This window comes from Pseudomonas sp. MF7453 (assembly GCF_016405455.1).
Classification (GTDB): Bacteria; Pseudomonadota; Gammaproteobacteria; order Pseudomonadales; family Pseudomonadaceae; genus Aquipseudomonas; species Aquipseudomonas paralactis.
Map to the genome: position 1 here is coordinate 17,889 of NZ_JAEKCN010000025.1, position 21,674 is coordinate 39,562.

Below are 21,674 nucleotides of genomic sequence, written 5' to 3' on the forward strand. Positions count from 1 at the left end.
GCCGTATCGAGCTGTTTTCAGTGATTTCAGAGCACTGGCTGAAGTGTTCAGCCCCCGCGCGGATTCACATGTTGAGCAGCGAAGATCGGTTCATCCGCGGCGAGGCGCGGGCTCAAAACAAAGCATTAAGCGTCACGCAAATTTGCGCAGACCAAGCGCCAGGGGTTATCTATGAGCAATTCAACCAAACACCGTATCTCGCTGGCGTATGAGCACGAAGGTGAGGTGCGGCAGGCTTCAGCTGAGTTGAACCTAACGAAGGCGAGCATCATCTTCAGCGGGCTTCCGAGCATAAAATTCCAGGTTTCTCTAAGCGATCCTGAGCAAGTCATATTGCAGTTGCCCACAGACCGCAAAGGAAAAAAGCCAACGGTGTCTTGCGACATCTCCTCGATTCCTGAGCTGGAAGCGGCGATGGGGGAGGTGCGTAGGCAAGGCTGGCTAAGGCCGAAGGTGTCAGTGAGTGAGTGTGAGTGAACCGAGGCCGATGCCATGCTCTGAGGTCGAGGCGCTTGAAATCGATATCCAGGAAGCTCACAAGCGCACCCCTTTGCAGGAATCGCAATTGACCGCCCAGATCATTCGCTACTCTGGTTGCTTGAGTACGCACGGAGAGTAGGCCGAGAGCCGCAGGCCTAGCACAGAAGCTCCAAGGGAGGCTGTCCACGCGCTGTCCCAGGCTCCGGACAGGAAATGATCTACATAGATCTCCGCGATAACCTATGCTTCAACCACAGCCAGCTCACTTTCCTTCTGTAGGAAGGGATCGAGCTTACGGCGGTCAAAAAACTCAAAAAGCATCAAATTAATGAAACTTATCACGCCTTAAATGGTCAGTGATGGCCTAATGTTTGCTGTAGGCATGGCCCTAGCTTATGCTGTGCTATGAGACAACTTTTTTATAGGTGTTGCCGTTCTGCAACCAGTTTACGAGCTGAAAAGATGACGAACTTTTGACGCCGTTTTTTGTGTGGTGGTGCAGAACTGTATATTTATACACTGGTTAGCATGCAGCCTTTGCCTTGACAGAAAATACCGAGATTCAGCCATGATCACAAAGATGCCGCCTCATGTAGTCAGAAGCTTTCCCTACTGGGAGACGCCACCGGAGCCGGGCCAGGATTTACATGAATTGAAATGGGGTGTCATGGAAGTCCTTTCAGACAAGTCGCTTAGATTCGTTGACACAAAACCAGATCAAGAAGCTCTCGAGGAATTAATAAGCCAACTTCAAGAGAAGATTTAATATTGATTTAGATTTATTGTCCTGGGCTTCTGTAGATCACAACCCCTGCTTAAATGGCAGGGTTTTTTTTGCGTGAATATCGACGACAGGTCAACAAAATGATCGCAAATTCAGACGCAAAAACGACCTGAAAAAGCGTCATTTATGTATGTATTCGACTTATCGTTCCTAGATGAACATGGAACGAGAAGCTGCTTATGCAAAGCTATGATTTGGAGTTTCACGATTACGCTCAGCTATTTCCGCTAATCATTGGTGATGACTACGAAGCCCTGCTTGAAGATATCGATACCAACGGACAGCGTGCCCCGATCGTTCTCCATGAAGGAAAGATCCTTGATGGGCGAAACCGATACCGCGTTTGCAAGGATCTGCTGATCGAACCCCGAACAGAGGAATACACAGGAGATGATGCCCTGGGTTATGTCCTCTCTCTGAACCTCTATCGACGGCAGCTCACCGTGGCACAACGGGCTTTGATCGCTGCCGAGCTGTCCTCACTGCGCGGGAGTAGCGCTATCACTGTTGACCTGGATAAGGCCGCCGGGCAGGAGCTGGAAGCCGCCAAAATGGCTATTGAGGAGGCAGCCAAAGTCCTGGGTATCAGTCCGCGCTCTGTGTCTTCTGCGTGCAAGGTTGTGCGGGACGGTGCCCAAGAGCTGCTGGATGCTGTCAAGTCCGGCGAAGTGAGCGTATCCGCAGCTGAACAGGTGGCTAAGCTGGGTAAAGAAGCACAGCAAGAGTTGTGTAGCCGTGGGCCTAAGGCTATTCGTAAGGCCGCGAAGGACATGAGGGAGGAGGGCAGATCGAAACCTGAATTGACCAATAAGCCACTTCCGCCCTCAGAAAAAAACGGTTCCCTGCCTCCGCCGGTGCCGCTTGACGATGATGAAGATGTTGATTCAGCACAGGATGCGCCGGCTAACCAAATAGCCGCGATTGAGCAAGAGTCGGACGTTTTCTATACCTCGGAGAGAAAGCCAGCGGCTCAGCTACTGTTCGAAATGGCTGATGCCGGAATGCAATTTGGTCGAGAAGCTGAGGGCGTTGCCGACGACATCATGAATGAGGTTGAAGAAGGCCTCGATCTTCAGTTCCTTGCTTTTGTTGTGGATGTAGCAAAGAGGTTGGAGAATCGGGTGAAGGCAAAAATGCAGGCCCGATATGCTGAGGAGACGTGAGGGTTGGGATTTTCTGGAAGGGTGATTTCATAGGTTAAAGCCCGAACAGAAAAGGAGTACCCACATGCAAACACCTCAGGACGACACCGTAATGGATTTTGGCCCGAACCTCTTCGGTGGCGAGGGTGGCTCCGCGCCCATCCCTTCCGCTGATGATGCAGATGCTACGAACGAGGCCCTGGAGGGTGCGGCGAGTGTTTCTCATCAGATGACTGAAGGTTGTATCGAAGAGAAGACAGCCGAGGCCGGCGGCGGCCAGGCTGGAGGTAACAGCGCTCCCTCGAGCAGCAATGTTGCACCTGGCGTGAACACTCAACAGGCAGCCACTCAAACCAAGGCAGGGAAGTCCGAAGTAGGCACCAAAGCCTTGTCCAGTGTGAAAGCAGCCGTGAAGGTTTTCGAAAGCATCAATGGCTTCGACGAGCAAAGCGCGACTCAGCGTACCGTTGTTCGCGATCTGATGTTAAAGCAGTCCGAAGCCATGGAACTCAAGCTCCAGGGCAAGAAACCTTCCGAGGGTGAAGACTTTGATGCCATTGCTAAGCAGCTCCGGCGCGAGAACAACCGCCTCGACTCCCTGCTTGAAGGAAAGGAATCACTGTTCGGCAAGGCCCGGAAAGCCGCCGAAATTGCGATCGAAAACATGCAGGGCGTAATTGCCGAAATCAACCGTTTGGAGGAGGAGGCTTAGCCCTCCTGGACGCCATGAACAAGAAACTGTTCGCCAACATTCAGTTTTACGCCTTCTGGCCTTGCGCCGGATACCTTGCAGGCTATGCATTCCTTGCATCGGCAGGCATGATCTAACCAGCAGCCCTAGCAAGCCTGGCGCGCCCCGTCACGGCTCAGGGCCATGAAACCAAAACCAAGGAGACAAGATGTCCCTCATCACCGAGTACCGAGCCACAGAGGAAGCCATCAAGGAGCTTCAGGACCGCCTGGAGAAGCTGAGCGGAAATGAAGCCCTTTTGAAAGAGATGGAGTTCGAGGAAAAGCTGCGGGCCTTGATGTCTGAGTATGGCAAGAGCCTGCGTGACATCATCGCGATTCTTGACCCGGACTATCGAAAGCAGATTACCCATCAGCCTGGCAAACCTCGTGCGCAACGAGCAGTCAAGATCTACCGCAACCCCAACACGGGTGAGCTCGTTGAGACCAAGGGCGGCAACCACAAGACGCTCAAGGAGTGGAAGCAAGAGCATGGCGCTGATGTAGTCGAGACATGGCGAACCCAGTGAGTTTGCGCTTCCGCTGATCTTCCAGAATAAAAGGCCGGTGATCCCGGCCTTTTTTGTGAGCTCGGTTTGGCCACCGGGAGCTTGGGTTTTTTCAATTGAATGAGAACTTGAAATGGAGGTAAATAACTATCAACGGAGGATCAAATGGATAGCACTGAAAACGTCGATGAACGCCTGTTGGCCGCGGTTATGGATGAAGCGCAAACAGACTTCAGCATAGCCAGTATTGCAGTTGAGAAGATCCGTCAGGGAGCTGAAAGCATCGCCGCCGGCATGCACGGTCGCAACCATGTGAAGGCGTCTTTCGAGCATTATGACGGTACACCGATGTCGCCTGAAGAAGCCCTGGCTCACCAGTGTGTCCATGCGGCAAGTATCGGAAAATCCCTCGGCCAGGAATTTCTTCTGAAGGCACCTGCTCCCCTCCTGGAGCAATTTTCCGCCGTGGCAGGGAACCGTAACGTTGCGGACAGTGGGGCAATGCTCGCCGGTCTGCTGCATGGGTTCATGATTGCATTCGCCACGAGGGAGACGGAGGAGCGAGCGCTGAAAGCGATGCTGGAGGTGGCCCGGATCTGTGACGAGGCCAACAATATTCGAGGCACCTCTTTCGGCCAAGCCAGCGAATGAATTGTTGCTCGGCGAGTGACTGGTCGCCGTTTATGCCCATTGAGGCACTGGAAAGGAAATGAGTCATGTCTAACGACAAAAACGTTAAAACTGAACGGCCGCGGATGCTGGTCGTGGACGAGTACAGCAACTTTTTCGGGGGCCTGAATGACACGCTGAAGGAAGAATTGCGAAACGTGTCTGGCGTCCCGAATGCAACCTACCTGGTCAATGACGGGAAGGTATTCGTCTTCGACAAGCTGGTGCACCTGGTGAAAGAGCGCCAGAAGGAGCAGCCGCATGCACAGCTGCAAGAGATGGCCCGCAGCTTAACGGTCGAAGAACTGGCTCTCAGCTTGATTGCCGAAGCAACTGTTTCTGCCAAGGAAGCCGTCGAGGCCTGGGGAGTAGTGCCGGTTCCCTACCAAACGGAAACTCTTGCGGCGATGGACACAGCCACCCTTGAATCTCGGGCGACTGGCCGCTTAATCCTGCACCGCCCCTTCAATGCTCGACTGCCGGGGGATTTCCAGGAGGAGGGCGACGTGAAAGCCGCGTTCGCCAACCTCCTGGTGGGTGGTGTTCTCCCTGGTAGTGGTGACTTCACCTATCGCGGGCAGCCGATGACGCTGCGCGATCCCCTGGATCTGGCGCTGCTGCCGGCCCGGCCTGAAATCCCCGAAGGGCCGGCGGCTGAAGGCTGGGTCTACACGGCGCTGGGTAACGTCGAGTTCGAGGCGGGCTTTGAGCCAGTCTCGGAGGTGATGTTCAACGCCGTGAAGGAAGCTGAAGCGAAGTGGCGTGGTGATATCGCTCATGCCGCCAAGCATGCTCAAGAACGAGCTGCAGAGGTCTGGGCCCAGGCTGCCGGCCTGCGCCTGGAAACGCTGAACGACCCGACGGAGGAGGTGCCGGAGTACGGGGAGGAAGAATTCCCGCAGCTGCGAGCTCTCTACCCAGAACTGTCCATGCTGTCGGATGGCACCCTCTACTCGTTGTTCGACGTGTTCCAGATGGAGTGCCACTTCATCAACGGGTGGGCGGCGAACCGTGACGACGATTTTCTGTTCTATCTGCTCGGTAAGGTCGCAGACCGCAAGAACGATCACGACACGGCTAAAGAGGTCGGTGAGTGGGTGGCCGACGCCCTGTTGCATGGTGCAACCTTGGATGCTGCCCTGGAGATCGGTCGTAGTGCTGACCGATACAACCAGGCGATCGGCAAGCTCGCGCACCGGATTGCCGATGCCATGCGCTTCCTGGCTGAGGACAAGAAAGCGACCGATCTTCGTGGTCGTACTATCACGACTATGGGGGACACATTCCGGATCGGCAGGAAGTACAACGCCACAGCTATGGTGGTGGAGCAGAAACTTCCATTCTGATCTCACCTATGAAATATAGGAACTGCGAGGGAGGGGGGCACAGTTCAGGCAAAATTGGTTGTTATTCGGGCGCTTCTGGCTGAGCGCCCTCACCTCGGTGGTCAAGCGGCCGGCTGCACCTTGGCCAGGTCCGACCCAGCATCAGGGGCAAGCTCCGAAACCAGATCCGATACCTCACCTTTCACCTGGGGAGCGTTGGCGACAAGAAAGTCCCCCCAATCCTTCATCAGGGCGCGACGCTTATCTAGCAAGTCACCTCGGTTATATGCTGCTTCAACCTTACTGTTGAGGGTATGCGCGAGAGCCATTTCGCAAACCTCTCGCTGGTGATCGGTTTCTTCCGCGGCCCACGTCCGAAAAGTAGATCTGAACCCATGCGGTACGACGCCATCGACCTGGAGCTGATCGAGCACCCTTGCCATGGCATTGCCGGGAATAGGGCCTGTTCGCCAGGAGTTGAGAAATATCCATTTGTCATGCTTTCCGACCTGCTGCCGTAGCACCTCGAGCATTTGCTCGGTAAGGGGTACCCGGTGAGCCTTGCCCGCTTTCATGCGTTCTGCTGGGATGTACCAGATTTTCTCCTCCCAATCTATTTCCGGCCACTGGGCCCCGCTCACCTCTTGGTTACGGGTCGCAGTCAGAATTGCGAATTCAGCAGCACGAGCTGCTGCCCCATCCAGGGAATCGAGCCTGGCCAACAGCTCGGCAGTGCGTAAAGGTGTCGGAGACGGGAAGGGGACTACCGTATGCGATTGCTTGGGCAAGAGCTTGTCGAGATGACCACGCCACCGTGCGGGGTTTTCACCTTGCCGAAGCTTCAGTGCCTTCGCTGCATCGAGCACGAGCTCTATGCGATTCCGGACGCGGTTCGCCGTGACGGGGATCTTGCTCCAGATCGGCGTCAGCACATCCAGGATATCGTCCGTGTCGACCTCGGCTATCCGAAATCCGCCTATGACAGGGTAGACATGCTTCGTGAGTGAATTCTGCCATTGCTGGTGATGCTTCTTAGACCAACTCGACGAATGCGTGCGTATGTACCTTTCCGCCGAAGACCGAAACGTGTGGCTCGTTGTAGTTCGTGAGGCTTTGGCGGCTTTGGCCTTCGCACGCTCAGCGGCTGGATCGACGCCACGGGCGATATCGAGCCGGTACTTGTCAGCCTCCAGCCGTGCGTCTCTGAGGCTCAAGGCAGGGAATGTCCCCAGGGCCAGATCGTGCCGCTGCTTCGCCAGCATATAGCGAAAGACCCAACTTTTTCGCAGGGTAGCTGACACACGAAGAATCAACCCTCGGCCGTCCTGGTAGGAGCCGGGCTGGTCGACATCCTTGACGAACTTAGGGGTCAGTTTGCTCATGAGGTGCCCTCGGTCACCGGGCCATTCTTTTCATCCACCGGCACGTCATCCTGAAAAGCGAGAGAAATGTTCTCCGTTGGGACAAGGTGAAGGCAAGCAAGCTCGTACCCCGCATCTGAAACGAGGTGTAAACCGGAGCGATCAACGGCGAGAACGGAAATCGCTCCAGGCTCGTCATCAAGCGCTTCACCAAGCCAGTTACTGAGTGCGTCTTCTACTGCCAGCATCGACCCAAAGAAATAGACCATTTCCTTGGCTTCACCGAGTAGTTCGGAGCGAGGTCCAATCTGCGGCCGTAAACCGTCACGGAAGATGGACTCAAGATTACGGGTTGGCGTGACGTGGTAAATCTCACCAGAAATCGGCTCGCTTTGAGCGTGCTCATTCGAAGCATGGTTTTTCACTACGGATTCCTCGCGGCTCGTTTGTTCGCAGGCGCTGATACTGCAATCGCGCCAGATCTCGCCGGAATGTAGGAGGATAAGGTATCCCCATACAAAATGGCTACAGGCCACAGGATATAAGGGATTACAGGGAACCCAAATATTACGTCCCACATCATAGCCCACAGTTGCTATCGAGCAGAATGAACCCTTCAGGAAGGAGAGGAGGCAGGCTGTGAGAGCTTGAGTGTCTGGGCCTAGTGAAGGGGAGGGGCGTGTATGCCCCCCAAAGGTCTGATTACTCTGTTCGGACTGGTCTGAGCAATCGGTAAATAGTAAAGGCTGGGGTCTGAATCGAAGCAAGTTATCCAGTTAGTGAAACTGGCCGTCACCAGAGGAGCAGTAGACATTAACAAATGAAGTTGCTTTTTAAGGATTATAAGTTGTTTTTTTAAATAACCTGGTGCGTCTTGTCACGGTCGATTTGTAAGGCCTATTAAGTTTCTCTGAGATCTCTCTGAGCGTAAGATTTTGGTAATTGTCAAGAAGGAATTTATCTTCATCCTTGGTCCATCTAGTTCTTTTGAAAGTCAATTCAAATTCATTGGCTATCTCAAGGACATTTTGGATAGTGCAGGAGATTCGCTCTGCCACCCATGTGGCTCCGTACTTTTGATAGTTATCCCTTATAAACTCGATATCCATACTTAGGAGGATTCGAGAGACTGGCTTAAGCCCCAAGCGGTTAGCCTTTCCAACGACTTTATCAACGGAGGTATTCAGCTCATTTGATATCCAGACACATCCAAAACTAGAGTAGTTGTCGATGATAAAATCTATTTCTGCCTTACTAAATACTCGCCTTTCTCTTGTTGGTTTCAAAAAAGCTCGGCGAAATTTAACAGCTGCTAGCGTTCTTCCGAGTTCTAAAGCTACCTGTTCACAGCCAAGCATCTGAATGTTCTCGACGAGAAAACGATCGTCCTCTATAGTCCAGATTTTTTTATTTCCCATCTTGATTTTAAGCGATAGTGCTTTAGCTTCGACGCTCTTTTTTGTCCGGCCTATGTGTTCAGCACAGTGCCGTGCGCCACGATTTGCATAATTTTGAGCTATGTAACTAACTTCATCAACTGAAAAAGGTGACTTATGCTTCAGCTCGATATTTAGGGTATTTAAAGCTCCTTTCAAATGCGAAGTTGATATTCCAAGTAATTTTTTTATTTGCTTAAAACTAAGGCGGAGTCGATTTTTTTTAATGATTTCCTTCTGGTTTTCAGATAAGTAAGATTGTTTCTCGCTGGAGACTGCCTTGGCAGTCTTGCCCAGCCAATCCAATCTTATGTCTATTTGCGACTTGCTACGTTGGAGCATGCTGGCGAGTTCGCTGATAGTTTTGATCTCTGCGTTTTCGGCAAGGATGCGGTCATCCTCGCTCGCCCATTTGGGGAAGGCGGGCAAACCTAGGCGAACCCTCGCTCTATCTATAGCATCTGGCTTAACACCGAGGGTTATGGCTATTTTATCTTTGCTCAATTTATTGATGTTCTCTTTTAGAAAAGCATCAAATTCGCTATTCCACTTTTTCTTCATATGATTAGCTCGATTAAACATGCAGTTCTGCAATTCGCTAATTGTGAAATGGGCTAAACCCATTTAAATGTCCCGTTGAGTTGGCGCTCTCTCTTCTTCTTGGGTTTTTTCTGGTCGATGGCTGCGTATTTGGCTGCTCGGCATTCTTTTGTACAGTATAGGGTTTTGCCAAATCTAGTGCTCTGCCTAAAATCAATTCCGCAGTGCAAGCACGTTCTTACTGGGCCCTCAATCATGAGGCTTCTCGTTTTTAGTAAGTGCTCATTTGTCTCTTTGGATCGATATTTTTTCGGCTTGTTTTTGATGGCCAGTCTAGCGAGTTCAAGACCAATAGTATTCGGGTTTTTAGCTACGCCAACCAATTCTCTTTGGCGAAGAGACTCGGCTAATGGTTTAGCTACTATGCCACTTGATAAACTAAACCCAGCCGCACGTTTGACTTCTGAAGCCTGTATTCCATGGGCTAGATTTATATGTAGAGATAGATGCTTTCTGAATCGCCCCTGGTTTCCTAGACACTCTCCAAGCTCAGGAAATAGCGTTTCTCATACTCTATTGGAGACAGCTGCATAGCACTGCTGTGTCGGCGTTTAGGGTTATAGAACATTTCGATGTAATCGAAAATATCACTTCGGGCTTCTTCACGGGTTGTGTAGATCTTTCGTCGGATGCGCTCCCGCTTCAAAAGTTGGAAAAAGCTCTCGGCTACGGCATTGTCGTGGCAGTTTCCCCGCCGACTCATGCTGCTGATTACATTGTTAGCCTTCAAGAAGCTTTGCCAATCTGAGCTACTGAACTGACTACCTTGATCTGAGTGAATCATCACTTGCTGCTGTGGCTTGCGTCGCCACACAGCCATCAACATTGCGTCGATAGCCAGGTCGCTGCACATCCTTGGCTTCATTGACCAACCAATTACTTGGCGTGAGAACAGATCCAGCACTACCGCTAGATAGAGCCATCCTTCATAGGTGCGGATGTAAGTGATATCTGTCACCCAGACCTTGTTCGGCTCACTGACCTTGAACTGCCGCGCGAGGTGGTTGGGCGAGGCCACTGTTGGTTTTCCACCGTAAAACCCTGGACGCCGCCGATAGCCCGTTTGCGAACGCAGCCCCTCCGCCTGCATCAAGCGCCCGACTCGATTTCGTCCGCATTCCTCTCCCAGCTCACGTAGGTCATCGTGAATTTTGCGGTAGCCGTATACACCCCCGCTTTCTAGCCAAGCGTGCTTGATCAAGCCAAGCAGACGTTGATCTTCTTTTGCTCGGGCAGATTGAGGCTCGGCCAGCCAGGCGTAGTAGCCGCTGGGGTGCACCTTGAGGGTTTGGCAAAGGCGCCGCACCGGGTAATCAGTCGAGTGCTTCTTGATGAAGGCGTACTTCAGCCGCACTCCTTGGCAAAGTACGCGGCGGCCTTTTTTAAGATGTCTCGCTCTTCAGTCACGCGCTTGAGTTCAGCGCGTAGCTTGCGCAATTCGGCCTGCTGATCGTCGTCTTGCTGACGCTGCTCTTGGGGCTTGGTGTAGACCTTGATCCAGGCGTAAAGGCTATGTACGGACATGCCCAGGCGCTGGGCGACATCGGCGACGGGTTTGCCTTTCTCGGTCACTTGCTTGACCGCTTCGATCTTGAACTCTTCGGGGTAACGCTGACGACTCATGGCACCTCCTATTTGGGCCTCATTATGAGGCTTGGAGGTGTCTACGAAACCAGGGGCGATTCATTCCAACCCATGTGCAGCCTTCGATAATGCACTCAAGTTCATCCTGATCTAGGAATTCATCGTAGCCCTGGATAAGTGAAATTTCTTGTGGATTAGCGATATGGCGATCGAAACGTTTCGCCATGTAGGCGCGATAGCAAACCTGTGAGCAGTACGCCCTAGTTTTCGAGGTTTTCGGAGTCTCTTTGTTGCATTCGCGACAATGAATAGTTTCTTTGGGAATAGGTGGTCTACCTGATGATGATTTTGAATGGCTACGAACTGTTGGTCGCTCACGAATCCCAGCTAAATTTTCAGCCTGCATATCTTTAAATTGCTTCGAAGATGTGTAGCATTTAATGGAGCAGTAAGTCTTTGGGCGTTTTGAGGAAAACGCCTTCCCGCACGTCTTACATGGGCCTTGAGTCAGTTGTGGCTTGGTTAACCGTATAGATGTAGCAGTACTTCTACATATACTTGAGCAGTAGACCTTAGCCTTTTCATATTTGACTTTTCGAGCTTGTGAATCCGTTCCCTGAAAGCTCACCTGACAGTGTGTACAGATTAGGTTCAGGCGGATCGCCTCTAGTTCCGCATTCATGTAACCGGCCATGTGCCCCCCTCGAATTAGATTCGCAAAATATGCCACTGGCCATCCCAGTTGCGAATTTTACATCTAGCAGTCATCCCATGCCCTGTATGGATGCCTTGAACAACACCCACGCCAGGCCCTGTGCTGGCAAAGTTCACCCGGCCACAGTCCTTGAAGGCGATCTGATTCATGAATCCCCCCCTGCTTTGCACCGCGTCCTTCCCTGCTGCCGTGTCGATCGCTCGCTGACCGTTCGTGATGCGAATAGCTTGAATCACCGTCGATCCGTCATCTGCTTTGCTGTAGCGCAGGGTGCGCTCGTGCTCGACAGCACCAGTACCGGCTGCGGCCTCCGATTCTCGCGACGAATCGCAGCCTCCCAGCGAGAGGCCAACAAGGGCGTAGATGAACAATTTGCGCATAGATGAAGCTCCAGTGATTTGTCGCATAAGCATGCCAGCGCGGGAGAAAATGCCAACTCAAGTAGGTGCATTTACTGCACCGCGCTATAGCCGTCGCCCGTCTGGGTAAAGCGGGTGTGGTGATTACAGGGGCTTTCTAGTGGCCTTGAGCAGCAGAACGCTGATAGATGTACCGTCGAATGCGTTATCAATCGCCTCGGAGAATTCGAGCTTGAAGCCCGGTAGCAGATCGGCAGCGAGCCTCCGGGCGCTTGTCGGCAGCACTGCCCCAAGTCGTCCGCCGGTTTCAATAAGTGTGCCGGCGTGACGGAGGTGTTCCTGCCAGCGGCCTTCGCTGTATGGCGGATTCATGGCGATCACGCTGAAGGAGGTACCAGGTTTCCAGGCGAGGAAATCCCCCTCGATGACGTTGTGTCCTTTCTCTCTCAGTATTTGGCAATGCAGCGGACTGACCTCGACGCAACGGGTGCGATCCTTGGGCAGCAGATCAGCAATGCCGCCCTGGCCAGCCTGAGGTTCGCATACAGTGTCGAGCAGGCTGATATCCAGCCAGTCCACTAGGCGCTGTGCGAGATTCGGAGGGGTCGGGTAGAACTGATAGCTCTTCTGGTCGGGAATGCTGCCACGTGCAGCAACCTCTGCAACAGCGTCACGCGGGTCATAGTCGAACTGCCAGTAGGTTAGGCGGCCATGCTTGGGGCAGGTGGTCAGAACCCCGCCCAGAGCCGCCATGACGCTGCCCACCTCATCGAGCAGGTGTTTGCTGTCCGCACGCTCTCGCACGGAGATACACAGCGTATTGGGTACGTTAATACGGTCGTATTCGCGGCGGAAGTTGGTCGTCTTCTCCAGGTAGTAGTATGTCTCAGCGCTGCTGAGCAGCGATGTCACTGCGTTCGATAGGGGGCGCTCGTAAAGCGTCTTGCTGTTGAAGCCAGATGCCTTCGGCTTTGCTGGGCGCTTGCGGAAGCTCTCCGGGATGGCCATCGGGTGCAGGAACGCCAACACGCTATTGAGCCTGTATGCCATGTCCGGATGGACTTCGAGGTGAGCGGTACCCACCTTGTATGCCCTAACGCGAACGCTGCCGCCATCTATCTCTACCCACTCGCCCCGGCTTGCCCGTGCCAGGTGCAGGATGCGAGTGGTAGAAGCACGGCACGGATCATCGCGGCCCATGAACTTGGCTACCACCATGCGTAGATCGTGGATATAGCCCTCACGGTCATGATCGGTCGATCCCCAGTCGTTATAGACGTGGCTCATGATTGCGCGCTTGTAAAAGCCTTCTGGCTGATTGGTCACATGGGTGCGCGACAGGGCTCGGAAGATGCCATCAACACGCTCGGCCAAGAATTCAACACGGCGGGAGAGGAGGCTTTGAATCGTTGCACGCAGGTTGTCGAGATTGAACTCTGGCATATCCAGCTCAGGGTTCTCGCCACGTTTGTATTTGTGGTCGCGCCAGGCGTTCAGGGTTTTGTGCCATTGGCTACGGCGGGCCTGCGGCATGTGCTCCATAAGGTCGGTTTGATTGAGCGCACGCTGCCAATAGGCTGCGGTCAACTCGTTCAGCGCGCCCTCAAGCTGGAATATTTCGCCGAAGGCGCTGGTATGGCGAATGCTTGCGCTACGACCGTACTGGTCATTGCCATTACCATCGAAGAAATAACCCAGCACACCAGAAACCTTTTCCTGGGTGATGATCCCATGTACCTCAATGACACGGGCTTTCTCGCGCTCGTAATCGCCGGCTAGCAACGTCAGCGCGTCAAACTGAACGGGGGCAAAAAATTGGTCGATGACATCGCCATGAATGACTGCACTGGAATGACGGTCGTTCTCGAAAAGCTGCATAAGTGAAAACCTCCTTGGTTTCCACCAACTTCTCATTGTCCCGAAGAATCCCAAGCTGTCAGTCGATCACGACTTCTCTCGCTGAATCCCAGTCGCTGGGGGCAGCATCTCCAGTGGCAAAGGCAAATCTCATACCCACGGTCGGCCTGCCTTTCTTCATGAGGTATGCCGCAGCGCCTGCGCACATCGACTCGTGCCCCGAGGGTTCATAGTTCCCCTCATCGTCCCAGTTGCCACCCCGTTTTGAATGCACGGTCTTGTGACACTGGAAAGTCGAGTGATCATCCTCGATCAGGGTAGAAATAATCCCCTCCAAGCGCCCGCGGCTTAGCGGAATGGCTCCCTCCTTCAGGAACGGGCAATTCGCACATGGTTTTTTCAGTCGGTAGTGCTGCTTGATCGGATTCACTGAACCGTTTCCTTAGCGCGAAACATCAATGGCGAAAACCTCGACTGGATCTGCCCCAAAGTGCGGATGAACGATCGTCGTCAAGCGATAGCCCTTCCAGGGCAACACAAGTCTTCGTGCGTCATCTCCGCGCTTCGGATAGCCACGTGTCAGCTCTATCTGGTCGAAGCTCTGCCCCTCCAAACGCCGACGCCAATAGGGTGTGGCAGCCCGAAATTCTTCCGGCTTGACGCCAGCCTTGATCGCGTCGAAATACTCGCCTTTGAGTGGCAGCGTCAGGGTTCGCATGGAGCGGGTTCCTTTCAGTTCGTTACGGTCACGGGGTCAGGCGCTGGGTAGGTCACGTTAGTAACCGGCGCAGCGCTGTCGCGCAGCTTCCGCACCGGGCGGCCGTGCGCGGCGTCGGCATAACCCAGGCGGGCGATACGCTGCGCGCGGTAGACCAGGCCGAGCGGGTTGGGCCAGGGCCTGCCGGCTTCGTAGCGCTTGCGGCCGGCCATATAGGGCACGTCAATATGCAGCGAATCGAGGCCCGCCGACTCAGCGCACAGGCGGGCAATGTAGCGGTCTAGCAGGTCGGCACGCATGGGGCGAGTTCCCTCAGTAGCGGGCTGGATTGCCTTTGTACTGCCAGCGCTCGATCAGCGCCGCAGTCCATTCAGGCCCCAGGCGGGCCAGTGCTTCGGCGATAGTGTCATTGCTCTGGTTCAGCAGCTCGGCGCTGTTCGCGGCCAGTGCGACATAGAGGTATTCGCCACGACTCAGGGCACCAACACAGTCAAGGTCGCCCTTGGCCACGCGCAGCGCCAATGCGTCGAGGTAATCCAGTTGATCGGCCATTTGGTCATTCTCCTTCTGTGGTTGGGTGTCGCTATCGGTTGGGTTTGGGGTGTCTATTCAGAGCGTTCGCGTTCAATCCAAAGCTGATCCTGACTGAACACGATGTAACTGTCCCGAGCCTCGGGCACTACCTTTCTAAACTGCGCATCTGTCATGTCGTCGAGCCGACTGAGGTCGCCACTAGCGCTTAGCCGCTCAATCACCTCAGTGGTGAGCCCTTCGTAGCGATTGAGATAGACGATTGCATCCATCCCCGCACGTTTGGCGCTCGCGATAATGGATTTCCAGTTACCGCCGCGATCTTTGCTTCGGCGAATATTCTTCGCCTTCAGATAGGCTCGGATGACACGGGAACCCTTGCCTGCACGCATAGAGGCCTGTGCTGAGGTACCAAAATGAAGCCCACCGTCGACCGTTTTGCACGGATCAAGGGTGTCGAACTCCTCATTGGTTCGATGTTCCAGCAGCAAAGGAGAACCCGAGGAGTCAACCACCACGGAAGGGCTGAGCCATTTTTTGAAGTCATCCTCAGCCGAATCTAGCCCGCTGCGCATAGGTTTTCCTGTTGGAGAGCTACTAAGATGTATGGATTATCCCACTTGCCAGGCACAACCCAAGCACCTGGCCTGAAGCAGGATTGAACGCACTGGCTGCCCGGACAAGCGAAGAGTGAAAATGGGAAAAGATAAAATTCACTGGAGAATCAGCGCGGAGGATGTCCTGGCCGTTCTGGAGTATTACAACGCCGCTAGCCTGAAAGCCCAACAAACGGCGCTTTCTGGCACGGCGACCCAGCTTGAGAAATTGTTGGGAGGCCCACTGCATAAACTCCTCGAGCCGGAAGAGGCTGACGCGATCCGAAAGGCCGGAGAGATCGTCCGCTCGCTCAATATTCGAGTTGAGCACGCCAAAGAGATCAAACGCCGGGAGGAGAAGCAGAGGGAGGCTCGGCTTAAAGCTCGCAAGGCCCTGATTGACGCCGAGGTTAGAGCTGCATTCCGGAGGCCCCAGGCAACGGCGGAGGACGCAATACGGATTACAACGCTGGCGATGGCGCTTCACCAGGAGAAATTCATCCTGGATTTCTATGATGTCCCAACCATGACAAGTCAGTATCAGGAGCGACTACAGCGAGCGCTCAAGGAAAAGGCACTGGGTGGCTACGTCGATTACGCTCATACAGACATCGTGCGCGGATTATCTGAAACCCTCGACTATCGGCAGAGTGGGAGTCCAAAGGCGGACATCGCGGCCGCACTTAGCTTGTGTGAAAGCTGGAAGCCAAAACACCGGACGGCGCAAGAATTCCTGGAGTTTGTCCATCGTCAAATAGCGATTGAGCACTCGGCCAACGTAGAGAGATTGCCGGTCAAGAAGAAGCCGGCCGGCAGGTAGCCACAGCAAACCTTCTCACAGCAATTCAGGCTGAGCCTGAAGGCGGGCCATGATTCGGCTGTTCAAGGCCCGCCGGTCTGCGGCCATTCTGGCCTCTCTGGCAGCACCTACGCCGTTGAACTGGTTTACGACATAGATCAGGTACAGCGGGTCGCTCGGGCCTACCCAGGCGTTCCAGGCTGCACGGCATTTGGCTCGGGTCTCTGCATTCAAGGCGAAATACGCAGCTCGTGCTTTACGCCACACGGCGGCATGGTTCTGACGCATACGGTCGGTGACCTTGCCCTCGTGAAGGTCACGCAGACGCTTTTCTTCTTCCCAGCTGTGCTGGATCTCGCGAATCTGATCGCCGAAGAGTGGCAGTGATTCAGCTTCCCGCGCCTGTTTGCGCTCAAAGGCCTTCTTCATCATTTTGCGGCGAGAAACCTTGCCTGAACGGCGAGGATAGCGCGGCGCGCTCAGCGCGCCCCTGCTCTCGCTGCCTCCTTCTGGGGTTGGGCGCTATCGGTCGGGGTGTCGGAATAGGCGTAGCCATCGGCTCGCTGGATCAGGGTGCAGTGGCGGTGGTGGATGCCCTGCACTACGCCATCAGGCGTCTGGATGTTGAAGCTGCCGGTCTTGCGCACGGCGACGCGACCCTGGTGGGTGCCAGCCTTTTTGCCGGTCGGCACCTCGGCGCGCACCTGATCGCCGGTCTGGAAACCGAAATGGCGTTTCTGTCGGGTCAAATAGCCGCGTGGAAAACCGTGGGCGGTAAGGCGGGTGCGCTGGTACTCGCCGCGTCCGGTGGCCTTGATCGCCAGCGTGGGGCGTTGCCAGTGCTCGATGGCCCTGATCTCACCGACACTGGCTGCATCGAGCGCGTGGGTCTTCGGAAGGCCGAGGCATCGTCGGTTAAATTTGGTTTGCGCCCCGGTGCCCGTGGTGACCGACAGGCCGGTATCCAGCAGGGCACGGAACAGGGCATTGCGGGTGGCGTTGACGGCGGCGGCATCCCGAAGTGGGACTTTGGCTTTCGCCTTGATTCGGGCCAGCAGCTCTGGCCTGGCCTTCAGGAACACCTCGACTGGCTGGTTGCCCTTGCGCTGATTACAGGGCCGGCAGGCCAGGGTCAGGTTGGGCACCCGGTCGCTGCCGCCGGCACTGCGCGGAACGATGTGCTCGATCTCCAGCGGCGTATTTTCAGCGTCGCAGTAGGCGCAGCAGCGGCCCCACTTCTCCAGCAGGTATTCACGCACCTCGTAGCCGGCCAACTCGCCCTGCTGGTATTGGACGCCGCTGATCTCCGGGTTCTGTATGGCCTGCATGTCGAACTTGACCCGCTCGACTGCCAGATCGCTGATCGGAGCCCAGTTACGCATCCGCCCGACCCAGCCCAGCGTGGTGTCCAGCCGGTGGCGCAAGCTTGGCGGCAGCCAGCCTTCCGGCCGGGTGCGGTTGTCGAAGCGCGGTGTGCGGTGGCGCAGGTTCTGACCACGGCGGCGACGGCGAAACGCCGCCCGCTGCTGCATGGCCTGGCGAATCGCTGCGCCCCGATGGGCCAATTCCATCAGTGAGAGAACAGACACCCGCTGGCCCTTCTGGCGTACCAAGGCAATGCCAGTGAATTTGCTGCCCGGATCGAACTTGAGCGTCAGCGATTGCAGCGCGCTATCGGCCTGCCGCCGATCCACTAGACGGATCACGAGCGGCACCTGCCGGTGTATGCGGGCGCGACCGCGCTCCAGCAACAATCGCGCTCGCTTCTCGCTGCATGGCATCAACGGCGTGCCTGTCTTATCCAACACATAGACCGCCACGGCGATCCTCCTTTGAACTATGCCCTTACGGGCCTGGTGACGGAGCCTTGCGGCTCGCTCCCCTCGGGAATGTCTGCACCCGGCTCCCGCTGTCGCGGCGGTCGGAATCTTCGGCGTTTTACCTTTCGCCAGCATGATCCCGACCTTCCAGTGCCCGGAACTGAGGAAGCATTCCGGGGTGGGTCGGTTCGACCTGGTGCAAACGGAGCGGGTTAATACCGCTTTCCCTGGTCAACCCAGCCTGCTTTCACAAGCTCCGACCTTCAGGCCGGGGTAGTTGACTCGCTCTGTGACAGTGCGTTTTTCCTGACGTAGCAGGTACTTCTTGAATCTCATGACCGACACTCCAGCGCCCGGCGGGTAAGAGCGGCCAGCAGCAACCCCAGGGCGCACCAGGTGGCCAACATGAGTAAGCCGAGGAGTGCGATGCCAGCGGTGCCGAAAAGCCCGCCAAAAAGCAGCAGGAAGGCCTGAGGCGCGGCTGCGAACACCCCAGACCAGATCAGCGTGGCATTGGCCACCCCGGCTAGGAACATGAGCCATGCAAGGTATTGGGGTTTGGGGAGCAATGGAACCAAAAACCAACGTAAGCTCTGAATCCCACCGTAAAGGGGCTTTCCGATCTCCAGCTCACCCGCCAGGCATTACTCTCTGATCAGTGCCTCGATGATCGGGCAGATCGTTCCGCCGTCTCCCGCATAACATTGCTGCACCAGTTCGCCTAACAGTTGCTGCATGACGACCAAGTCGGCCATCTTCTGCTCGATCAACGCGAGCTTGCGTGCAGCCCGTGCTCGCGTTTCGGCACAGGCGCACGACTCATCCAGCGTCAGCAGTCCACCGACTTCCGAGAGCGTGAAACCCAGCGCCTGAGCCCGCTTGATGAAACGCAGTCGCTTCACCATGTCCACCGGATAGCGCCGATGGCCACCCAAGGGTTTGGCTGGTTCATCCAGCAGCCCGCGTCGCTGGTAGTAGCGGATCGTCTCGACGTTCACCCCGGCGGCGTCTGCCAGCTTGCCAATGGTCAGCTCTGTGGCCATCACTTTCTCCTTGATTCCGTACTTTGGTACGGAGTTTAGAATAGCACCTAGGCAATCAGGCTCAGGAGATGGGAATGGGGATGCAACTCACCGGGAAAGGCTCGCTGGTCGCGAGTTCGCTGACCGCCATCGGTGCGTCGGTGTGCTGTGTCGGGCTGTTGCCGCTGACCGAAAACTGACCCAGTAGAGGCTGTTCTGCCGACTGAAAACTGACCCAGGTGTTCAACTGCTTCTGCTCAATTTTTGAGCAGGAGAACACAGGGTGATCAGTATGGAAATGATGGGCAAAATTCGCCGGATGTATTTCCGCGACAAGCTGTCGCTGCATGAGATAGCCAAGCGCACCGGGTTGGCGCGCAACACGATTCGCAAGTGGGTCAGAGCACCTGAGGCCAAGCCGCCGGTCTACCAACGCCGCGCGATCTTCAACAAACTCAGCCCTTTTCACGCCACGCTGGAGCAGGCGCTAAAAGCCGATTCGCTGCGGCCCAAGCAACAGCGGCGCAGTGCCAAGGCGCTGTTGGCGCAAATCAAAGCCGAAGGTTATGACGGTGGCTACAGCCAGCTCACCGCGTTTATCCGTGCCTGGCGAGGGGGACAGGGCAAGGCGTCGCAGGCCTTTGTGCCGCTGACCTTTGCTCTTGGCGAGGCGTTTCAGTTTGACTGGAGCGAGGAAGGCTTGCTGGTCGGCGGCATTTACCGGCGTATGCAGGTGGCACATCTGAAGCTGTGTGCCAGCCGTGCGTTCTGGCTTGTGGCGTATCCGAGCCAGGGCCATGAGATGTTATTTGACGCCCATACACGCTCGTTCGGCTCCTTGGGCGGCGTGCCGCGCCGGGGCATCTACGACAACATGAAGACCGCCGTCGACAAGGTCAATAAGGGCAAAGGCCGGGCGGTGAATGCGCGCTTTGCGGTGATGTGCGCGCATTACCTGTTCGATCCGGACTTCTGCAACGTCGCCGCTGGTTGGGAAAAGGGCATCGTTGAAAAGAACGTGCAAGACAGCCGCAGGCGTATCTGGCTAGACGCCCAGGACTGCCAGTTTCACTCCTTCGAGGAACTCAATGCCTGGCTGGGCCAGCGCTGCCGCGCGCTTTGGAACGAGCTGACGCACCCTCAATACAGCGGGCTGAGTGTGGCCGAAGTGCTGGAGTTGGAGCGCGCTGAACTGATGCCTGTGCCAGCGCCATTCGACGGTTACGTCGAGCGGCCTGCGCGGGTCTCCAGCACCTGCCTGGTCAGCGTCGGGCGCAACCGCTACTCGGTGCCGTGTGAGTATGCGGGTAAGTGGGTCAGCAGCCGTTTGTATCCGACGCGAATCGAGGTGGTGGCTGACGACGCGCTGATCGCCAGCCATGTCCGCTTGCTGGATCGCGACCAGGTCAGCTATGACTGGCAGCACTACCTCCCGCTGATCGAACGCAAGCCCGGTGCGCTGCGCAACGGCGCGCCCTTTGCTGATCTGCCGGCGCCGCTGCGTCAGCTTAAGCACGGTCTGGGGCGTCATGCCGGCGGTGACCGGATCATGGCGCAAGTTCTGGCTGCCGTACCGGTCGCCGGGCTCGATGCGGTGCTGGTGGCTGTTGAGCTGGTACTGGAAAGCGGCAGCCTGAGCGCCGAACACATCCTCAATGTCGTGGCGCGCCTGGCCGCGACCGAACCACCACCCAGCGTCGAAACCCACTTGTCGCTCAAGGAAGCCCCCGTCGCTAACACGGCGCGCTACGACCGCCTGCGTGGCCAGACCGAGGAGATCGGTCATGCGTGATTTGATGGCGGAACTCAAGGAGCTGCGCCTGCACGGCATGGCCACGGCCTGGGCGGAGTTGACTGCGCAGGGTGAGTCGAACACAGCCTCGTCCAAGTGGCTGCTCGAACACCTGCTGGAACAAGAGCACACAGATCGCGCCATGCGCTCGGTGAGCCACCAGATGAACATGGCCAAGCTGCCGATGCACCGCGACCTGGCCGGCTTCGACTTCAGCGCCTCCAGCGCAGACGCTCGTTTGATCAGCGAACTGGCCAGTCTGGCCTTTACCGACACCGCGCAGAACGTGGTGCTGATCGGTGGGCCTGGCACCGGTAAAACCCACCTGGCCACTGCGCTGGCCGTGTCCGGCATCACCCGGCACGGCAAGCGCGTGCGCTTCTACTCCACGGTCGATCTGGTCAATCTGCTGGAGCGCGAAAAGCACGACGGCAAAGCCGGGCGGATCGCCCAAGCTCTGCTGCGCATGGATCTGGTCATCCTCGACGAACTGGGTTATCTGCCCTTCAGCCAGGCCGGCGGTGCGTTGCTGTTTCACCTGCTATCCAAGCTGTACGAACACACCAGCGTGGTGATCACCACCAACCTGAGCTTCGCCGAATGGTCGAGCGTGTTCGGCGACGCCAAGATGACCACCGCCCTGCTGGATCGGCTGACCCACCACTGCCACATCGTCGAAACCGGTAACGAGTCCTATCGCCTGCAACACAGTAGCTTGGCGGCCCAGGCCAAGATCAAATCACGGGAGCGAAAGCGTAAGGGCGGCCAGGAACCGGAGGACGATGAGCCGTTCTGATTTCATGGCGACGACGGCCTGCTACATGGCTGCGTGTGGCAGGTCTTAAA

The 21,674-nt window shown here is 55.9% G+C and carries 23 protein-coding genes and 1 pseudogene; 10 read left to right on the forward strand and 14 right to left on the reverse strand.

Going from position 1 to position 21,674, the window contains the following annotated elements; all coding sequences use genetic code 11:
• Positions 1-171 precede the first annotated feature (171 nt).
• The 6 genes from JFT63_RS26880 (at position 172) to JFT63_RS26905 (ending at position 5,659) form a co-directional block, all read left to right on the forward strand.
• Positions 172-477 carry a hypothetical protein gene (locus JFT63_RS26880; protein WP_011600727.1) on the forward strand — a complete coding sequence of 102 codons (306 nt, stop codon included), beginning with the start codon at positions 172-174 and terminating at the stop codon, positions 475-477.
• A 966-nt stretch (positions 478-1,443) separates the two neighbouring features.
• On the forward strand, positions 1,444-2,427 hold the full coding sequence (locus tag JFT63_RS26885; RefSeq protein WP_198845130.1) for a ParB/RepB/Spo0J family partition protein: 984 nt from the start codon (positions 1,444-1,446) through the stop codon (positions 2,425-2,427).
• A gap of 64 nt (positions 2,428-2,491) precedes the next feature.
• Positions 2,492-3,118 carry a hypothetical protein gene (locus JFT63_RS26890; protein ID WP_047229586.1) on the forward strand — a complete coding sequence of 209 codons (627 nt, stop codon included), beginning with the start codon at positions 2,492-2,494 and terminating at the stop codon, positions 3,116-3,118.
• A gap of 187 nt (positions 3,119-3,305) precedes the next feature.
• On the forward strand, positions 3,306-3,665 hold the full coding sequence (locus JFT63_RS26895; protein WP_011600730.1) for a histone-like nucleoid-structuring protein, MvaT/MvaU family: 360 nt from the start codon (positions 3,306-3,308) through the stop codon (positions 3,663-3,665).
• A gap of 144 nt (positions 3,666-3,809) precedes the next feature.
• Positions 3,810-4,295 carry a hypothetical protein gene (locus JFT63_RS26900; RefSeq protein WP_011600731.1) on the forward strand — a complete coding sequence of 162 codons (486 nt, stop codon included), beginning with the start codon at positions 3,810-3,812 and terminating at the stop codon, positions 4,293-4,295.
• Between the two features lie 65 nt (positions 4,296-4,360).
• A complete protein-coding gene (locus JFT63_RS26905; RefSeq protein WP_011600732.1) occupies positions 4,361-5,659 on the forward strand; it encodes a hypothetical protein in 1,299 nt (432 codons plus the stop codon).
• 101 nt (positions 5,660-5,760) lie between these two features.
• Here JFT63_RS26905 and JFT63_RS26910 read toward each other — a convergent pair whose 3' ends face one another.
• The 11 genes from JFT63_RS26910 to JFT63_RS26960 form a co-directional block, all read right to left on the reverse strand.
• Positions 5,761-7,020, reverse strand: a complete 1,260-nt coding sequence (locus tag JFT63_RS26910; protein WP_084342292.1) for a tyrosine-type recombinase/integrase — start codon at positions 7,018-7,020, stop codon at positions 5,761-5,763.
• Positions 7,017-7,424 carry a hypothetical protein gene (locus JFT63_RS26915; RefSeq protein ID WP_084342291.1) on the reverse strand — a complete coding sequence of 136 codons (408 nt, stop codon included), beginning with the start codon at positions 7,422-7,424 and terminating at the stop codon, positions 7,017-7,019. The genes JFT63_RS26910 and JFT63_RS26915 overlap by 4 nt, the downstream gene beginning before the upstream one ends.
• Positions 7,425-7,832: 408 nt before the next feature.
• Positions 7,833-8,996: a hypothetical protein gene (locus JFT63_RS26920; protein WP_198845131.1), complete on the reverse strand. Its 1,164-nt coding sequence runs from the start codon at positions 8,994-8,996 to the stop codon at positions 7,833-7,835.
• A 511-nt stretch (positions 8,997-9,507) separates the two neighbouring features.
• Positions 9,508-10,658, reverse strand: a protein-coding gene (locus tag JFT63_RS26925) for an IS3 family transposase (RefSeq protein WP_087785413.1) whose coding sequence is annotated in 2 segments (ribosomal slippage) — positions 9,508-10,424 and positions 10,424-10,658 — 1,152 coding nt in all. Because the reading frame shifts where the segments join, the coding sequence is not laid out codon by codon here.
• 669 nt (positions 10,659-11,327) lie between these two features.
• A complete protein-coding gene (locus JFT63_RS26930; RefSeq protein WP_169838417.1) occupies positions 11,328-11,714 on the reverse strand; it encodes a hypothetical protein in 387 nt (128 codons plus the stop codon).
• 123 nt (positions 11,715-11,837) lie between these two features.
• On the reverse strand, positions 11,838-13,571 hold the full coding sequence (locus tag JFT63_RS26935; RefSeq protein ID WP_169838418.1) for a DUF4942 domain-containing protein: 1,734 nt from the start codon (positions 13,569-13,571) through the stop codon (positions 11,838-11,840).
• Between the two features lie 58 nt (positions 13,572-13,629).
• Positions 13,630-13,980 carry a hypothetical protein gene (locus JFT63_RS26940; RefSeq protein WP_169838419.1) on the reverse strand — a complete coding sequence of 117 codons (351 nt, stop codon included), beginning with the start codon at positions 13,978-13,980 and terminating at the stop codon, positions 13,630-13,632.
• Positions 13,981-13,992: 12 nt separating this feature from the next.
• Positions 13,993-14,268 (reverse strand): hypothetical protein, encoded by a 276-nt coding sequence (locus tag JFT63_RS26945; protein WP_033045049.1) that lies wholly within the window; start codon positions 14,266-14,268, stop codon positions 13,993-13,995.
• Positions 14,269-14,282: 14 nt separating this feature from the next.
• Positions 14,283-14,567 (reverse strand): hypothetical protein, encoded by a 285-nt coding sequence (locus JFT63_RS26950; protein WP_102685589.1) that lies wholly within the window; start codon positions 14,565-14,567, stop codon positions 14,283-14,285.
• Positions 14,568-14,580: 13 nt separating this feature from the next.
• On the reverse strand, positions 14,581-14,820 hold the full coding sequence (locus JFT63_RS26955; protein ID WP_033045051.1) for a hypothetical protein: 240 nt from the start codon (positions 14,818-14,820) through the stop codon (positions 14,581-14,583).
• Positions 14,821-14,873: 53 nt separating this feature from the next.
• The gene (locus tag JFT63_RS26960; RefSeq protein ID WP_169838420.1) at positions 14,874-15,374 is read right to left on the reverse strand and encodes a hypothetical protein; all 501 of its coding nucleotides are present in this window, start codon (positions 15,372-15,374) and stop codon (positions 14,874-14,876) included.
• A 121-nt stretch (positions 15,375-15,495) separates the two neighbouring features.
• Between JFT63_RS26960 and JFT63_RS26965 the strand changes: the two genes are divergently transcribed.
• Positions 15,496-16,215: a hypothetical protein gene (locus JFT63_RS26965; protein WP_198845132.1), complete on the forward strand. Its 720-nt coding sequence runs from the start codon at positions 15,496-15,498 to the stop codon at positions 16,213-16,215.
• Between the two features lie 15 nt (positions 16,216-16,230).
• On the opposite strand, the gene JFT63_RS26970 is transcribed toward JFT63_RS26965, so the two are convergent.
• From JFT63_RS26970 to merR, 3 genes are all read right to left on the reverse strand, one after another.
• The gene (locus tag JFT63_RS26970) at positions 16,231-16,626 is read right to left on the reverse strand and encodes a hypothetical protein (protein WP_047296792.1); all 396 of its coding nucleotides are present in this window, start codon (positions 16,624-16,626) and stop codon (positions 16,231-16,233) included.
• A 47-nt stretch (positions 16,627-16,673) separates the two neighbouring features.
• Positions 16,674-17,975 (reverse strand): RNA-guided endonuclease IscB, encoded by a 1,302-nt coding sequence (iscB, locus tag JFT63_RS26975; protein WP_233102426.1) that lies wholly within the window; start codon positions 17,973-17,975, stop codon positions 16,674-16,676.
• A 683-nt stretch (positions 17,976-18,658) separates the two neighbouring features.
• Complete coding sequence (gene merR / locus JFT63_RS26980; RefSeq protein ID WP_010466370.1) at positions 18,659-19,057, reverse strand: Hg(II)-responsive transcriptional regulator; 399 nt, start codon at positions 19,055-19,057, stop codon at positions 18,659-18,661.
• 74 nt (positions 19,058-19,131) lie between these two features.
• Here merR and JFT63_RS29990 point away from each other — a divergent pair.
• The 3 genes and pseudogenes from JFT63_RS29990 to istB all read left to right on the forward strand — a co-directional run.
• A pseudogene (locus JFT63_RS29990) lies at positions 19,132-19,224 on the forward strand (mercuric transporter MerT family protein); the annotation flags it as partial.
• A 104-nt stretch (positions 19,225-19,328) separates the two neighbouring features.
• Complete coding sequence (gene istA, locus JFT63_RS26990; protein WP_024012635.1) at positions 19,329-20,828, forward strand: IS21-like element ISPst3 family transposase; 1,500 nt, start codon at positions 19,329-19,331, stop codon at positions 20,826-20,828.
• Positions 20,821-21,624: an IS21-like element ISPst3 family helper ATPase IstB gene (gene istB, locus JFT63_RS26995; protein WP_010454871.1), complete on the forward strand. Its 804-nt coding sequence runs from the start codon at positions 20,821-20,823 to the stop codon at positions 21,622-21,624. Before istA ends, istB begins: the two co-directional genes overlap by 8 nt.
• Positions 21,625-21,674: the final 50 nt, after the last annotated feature.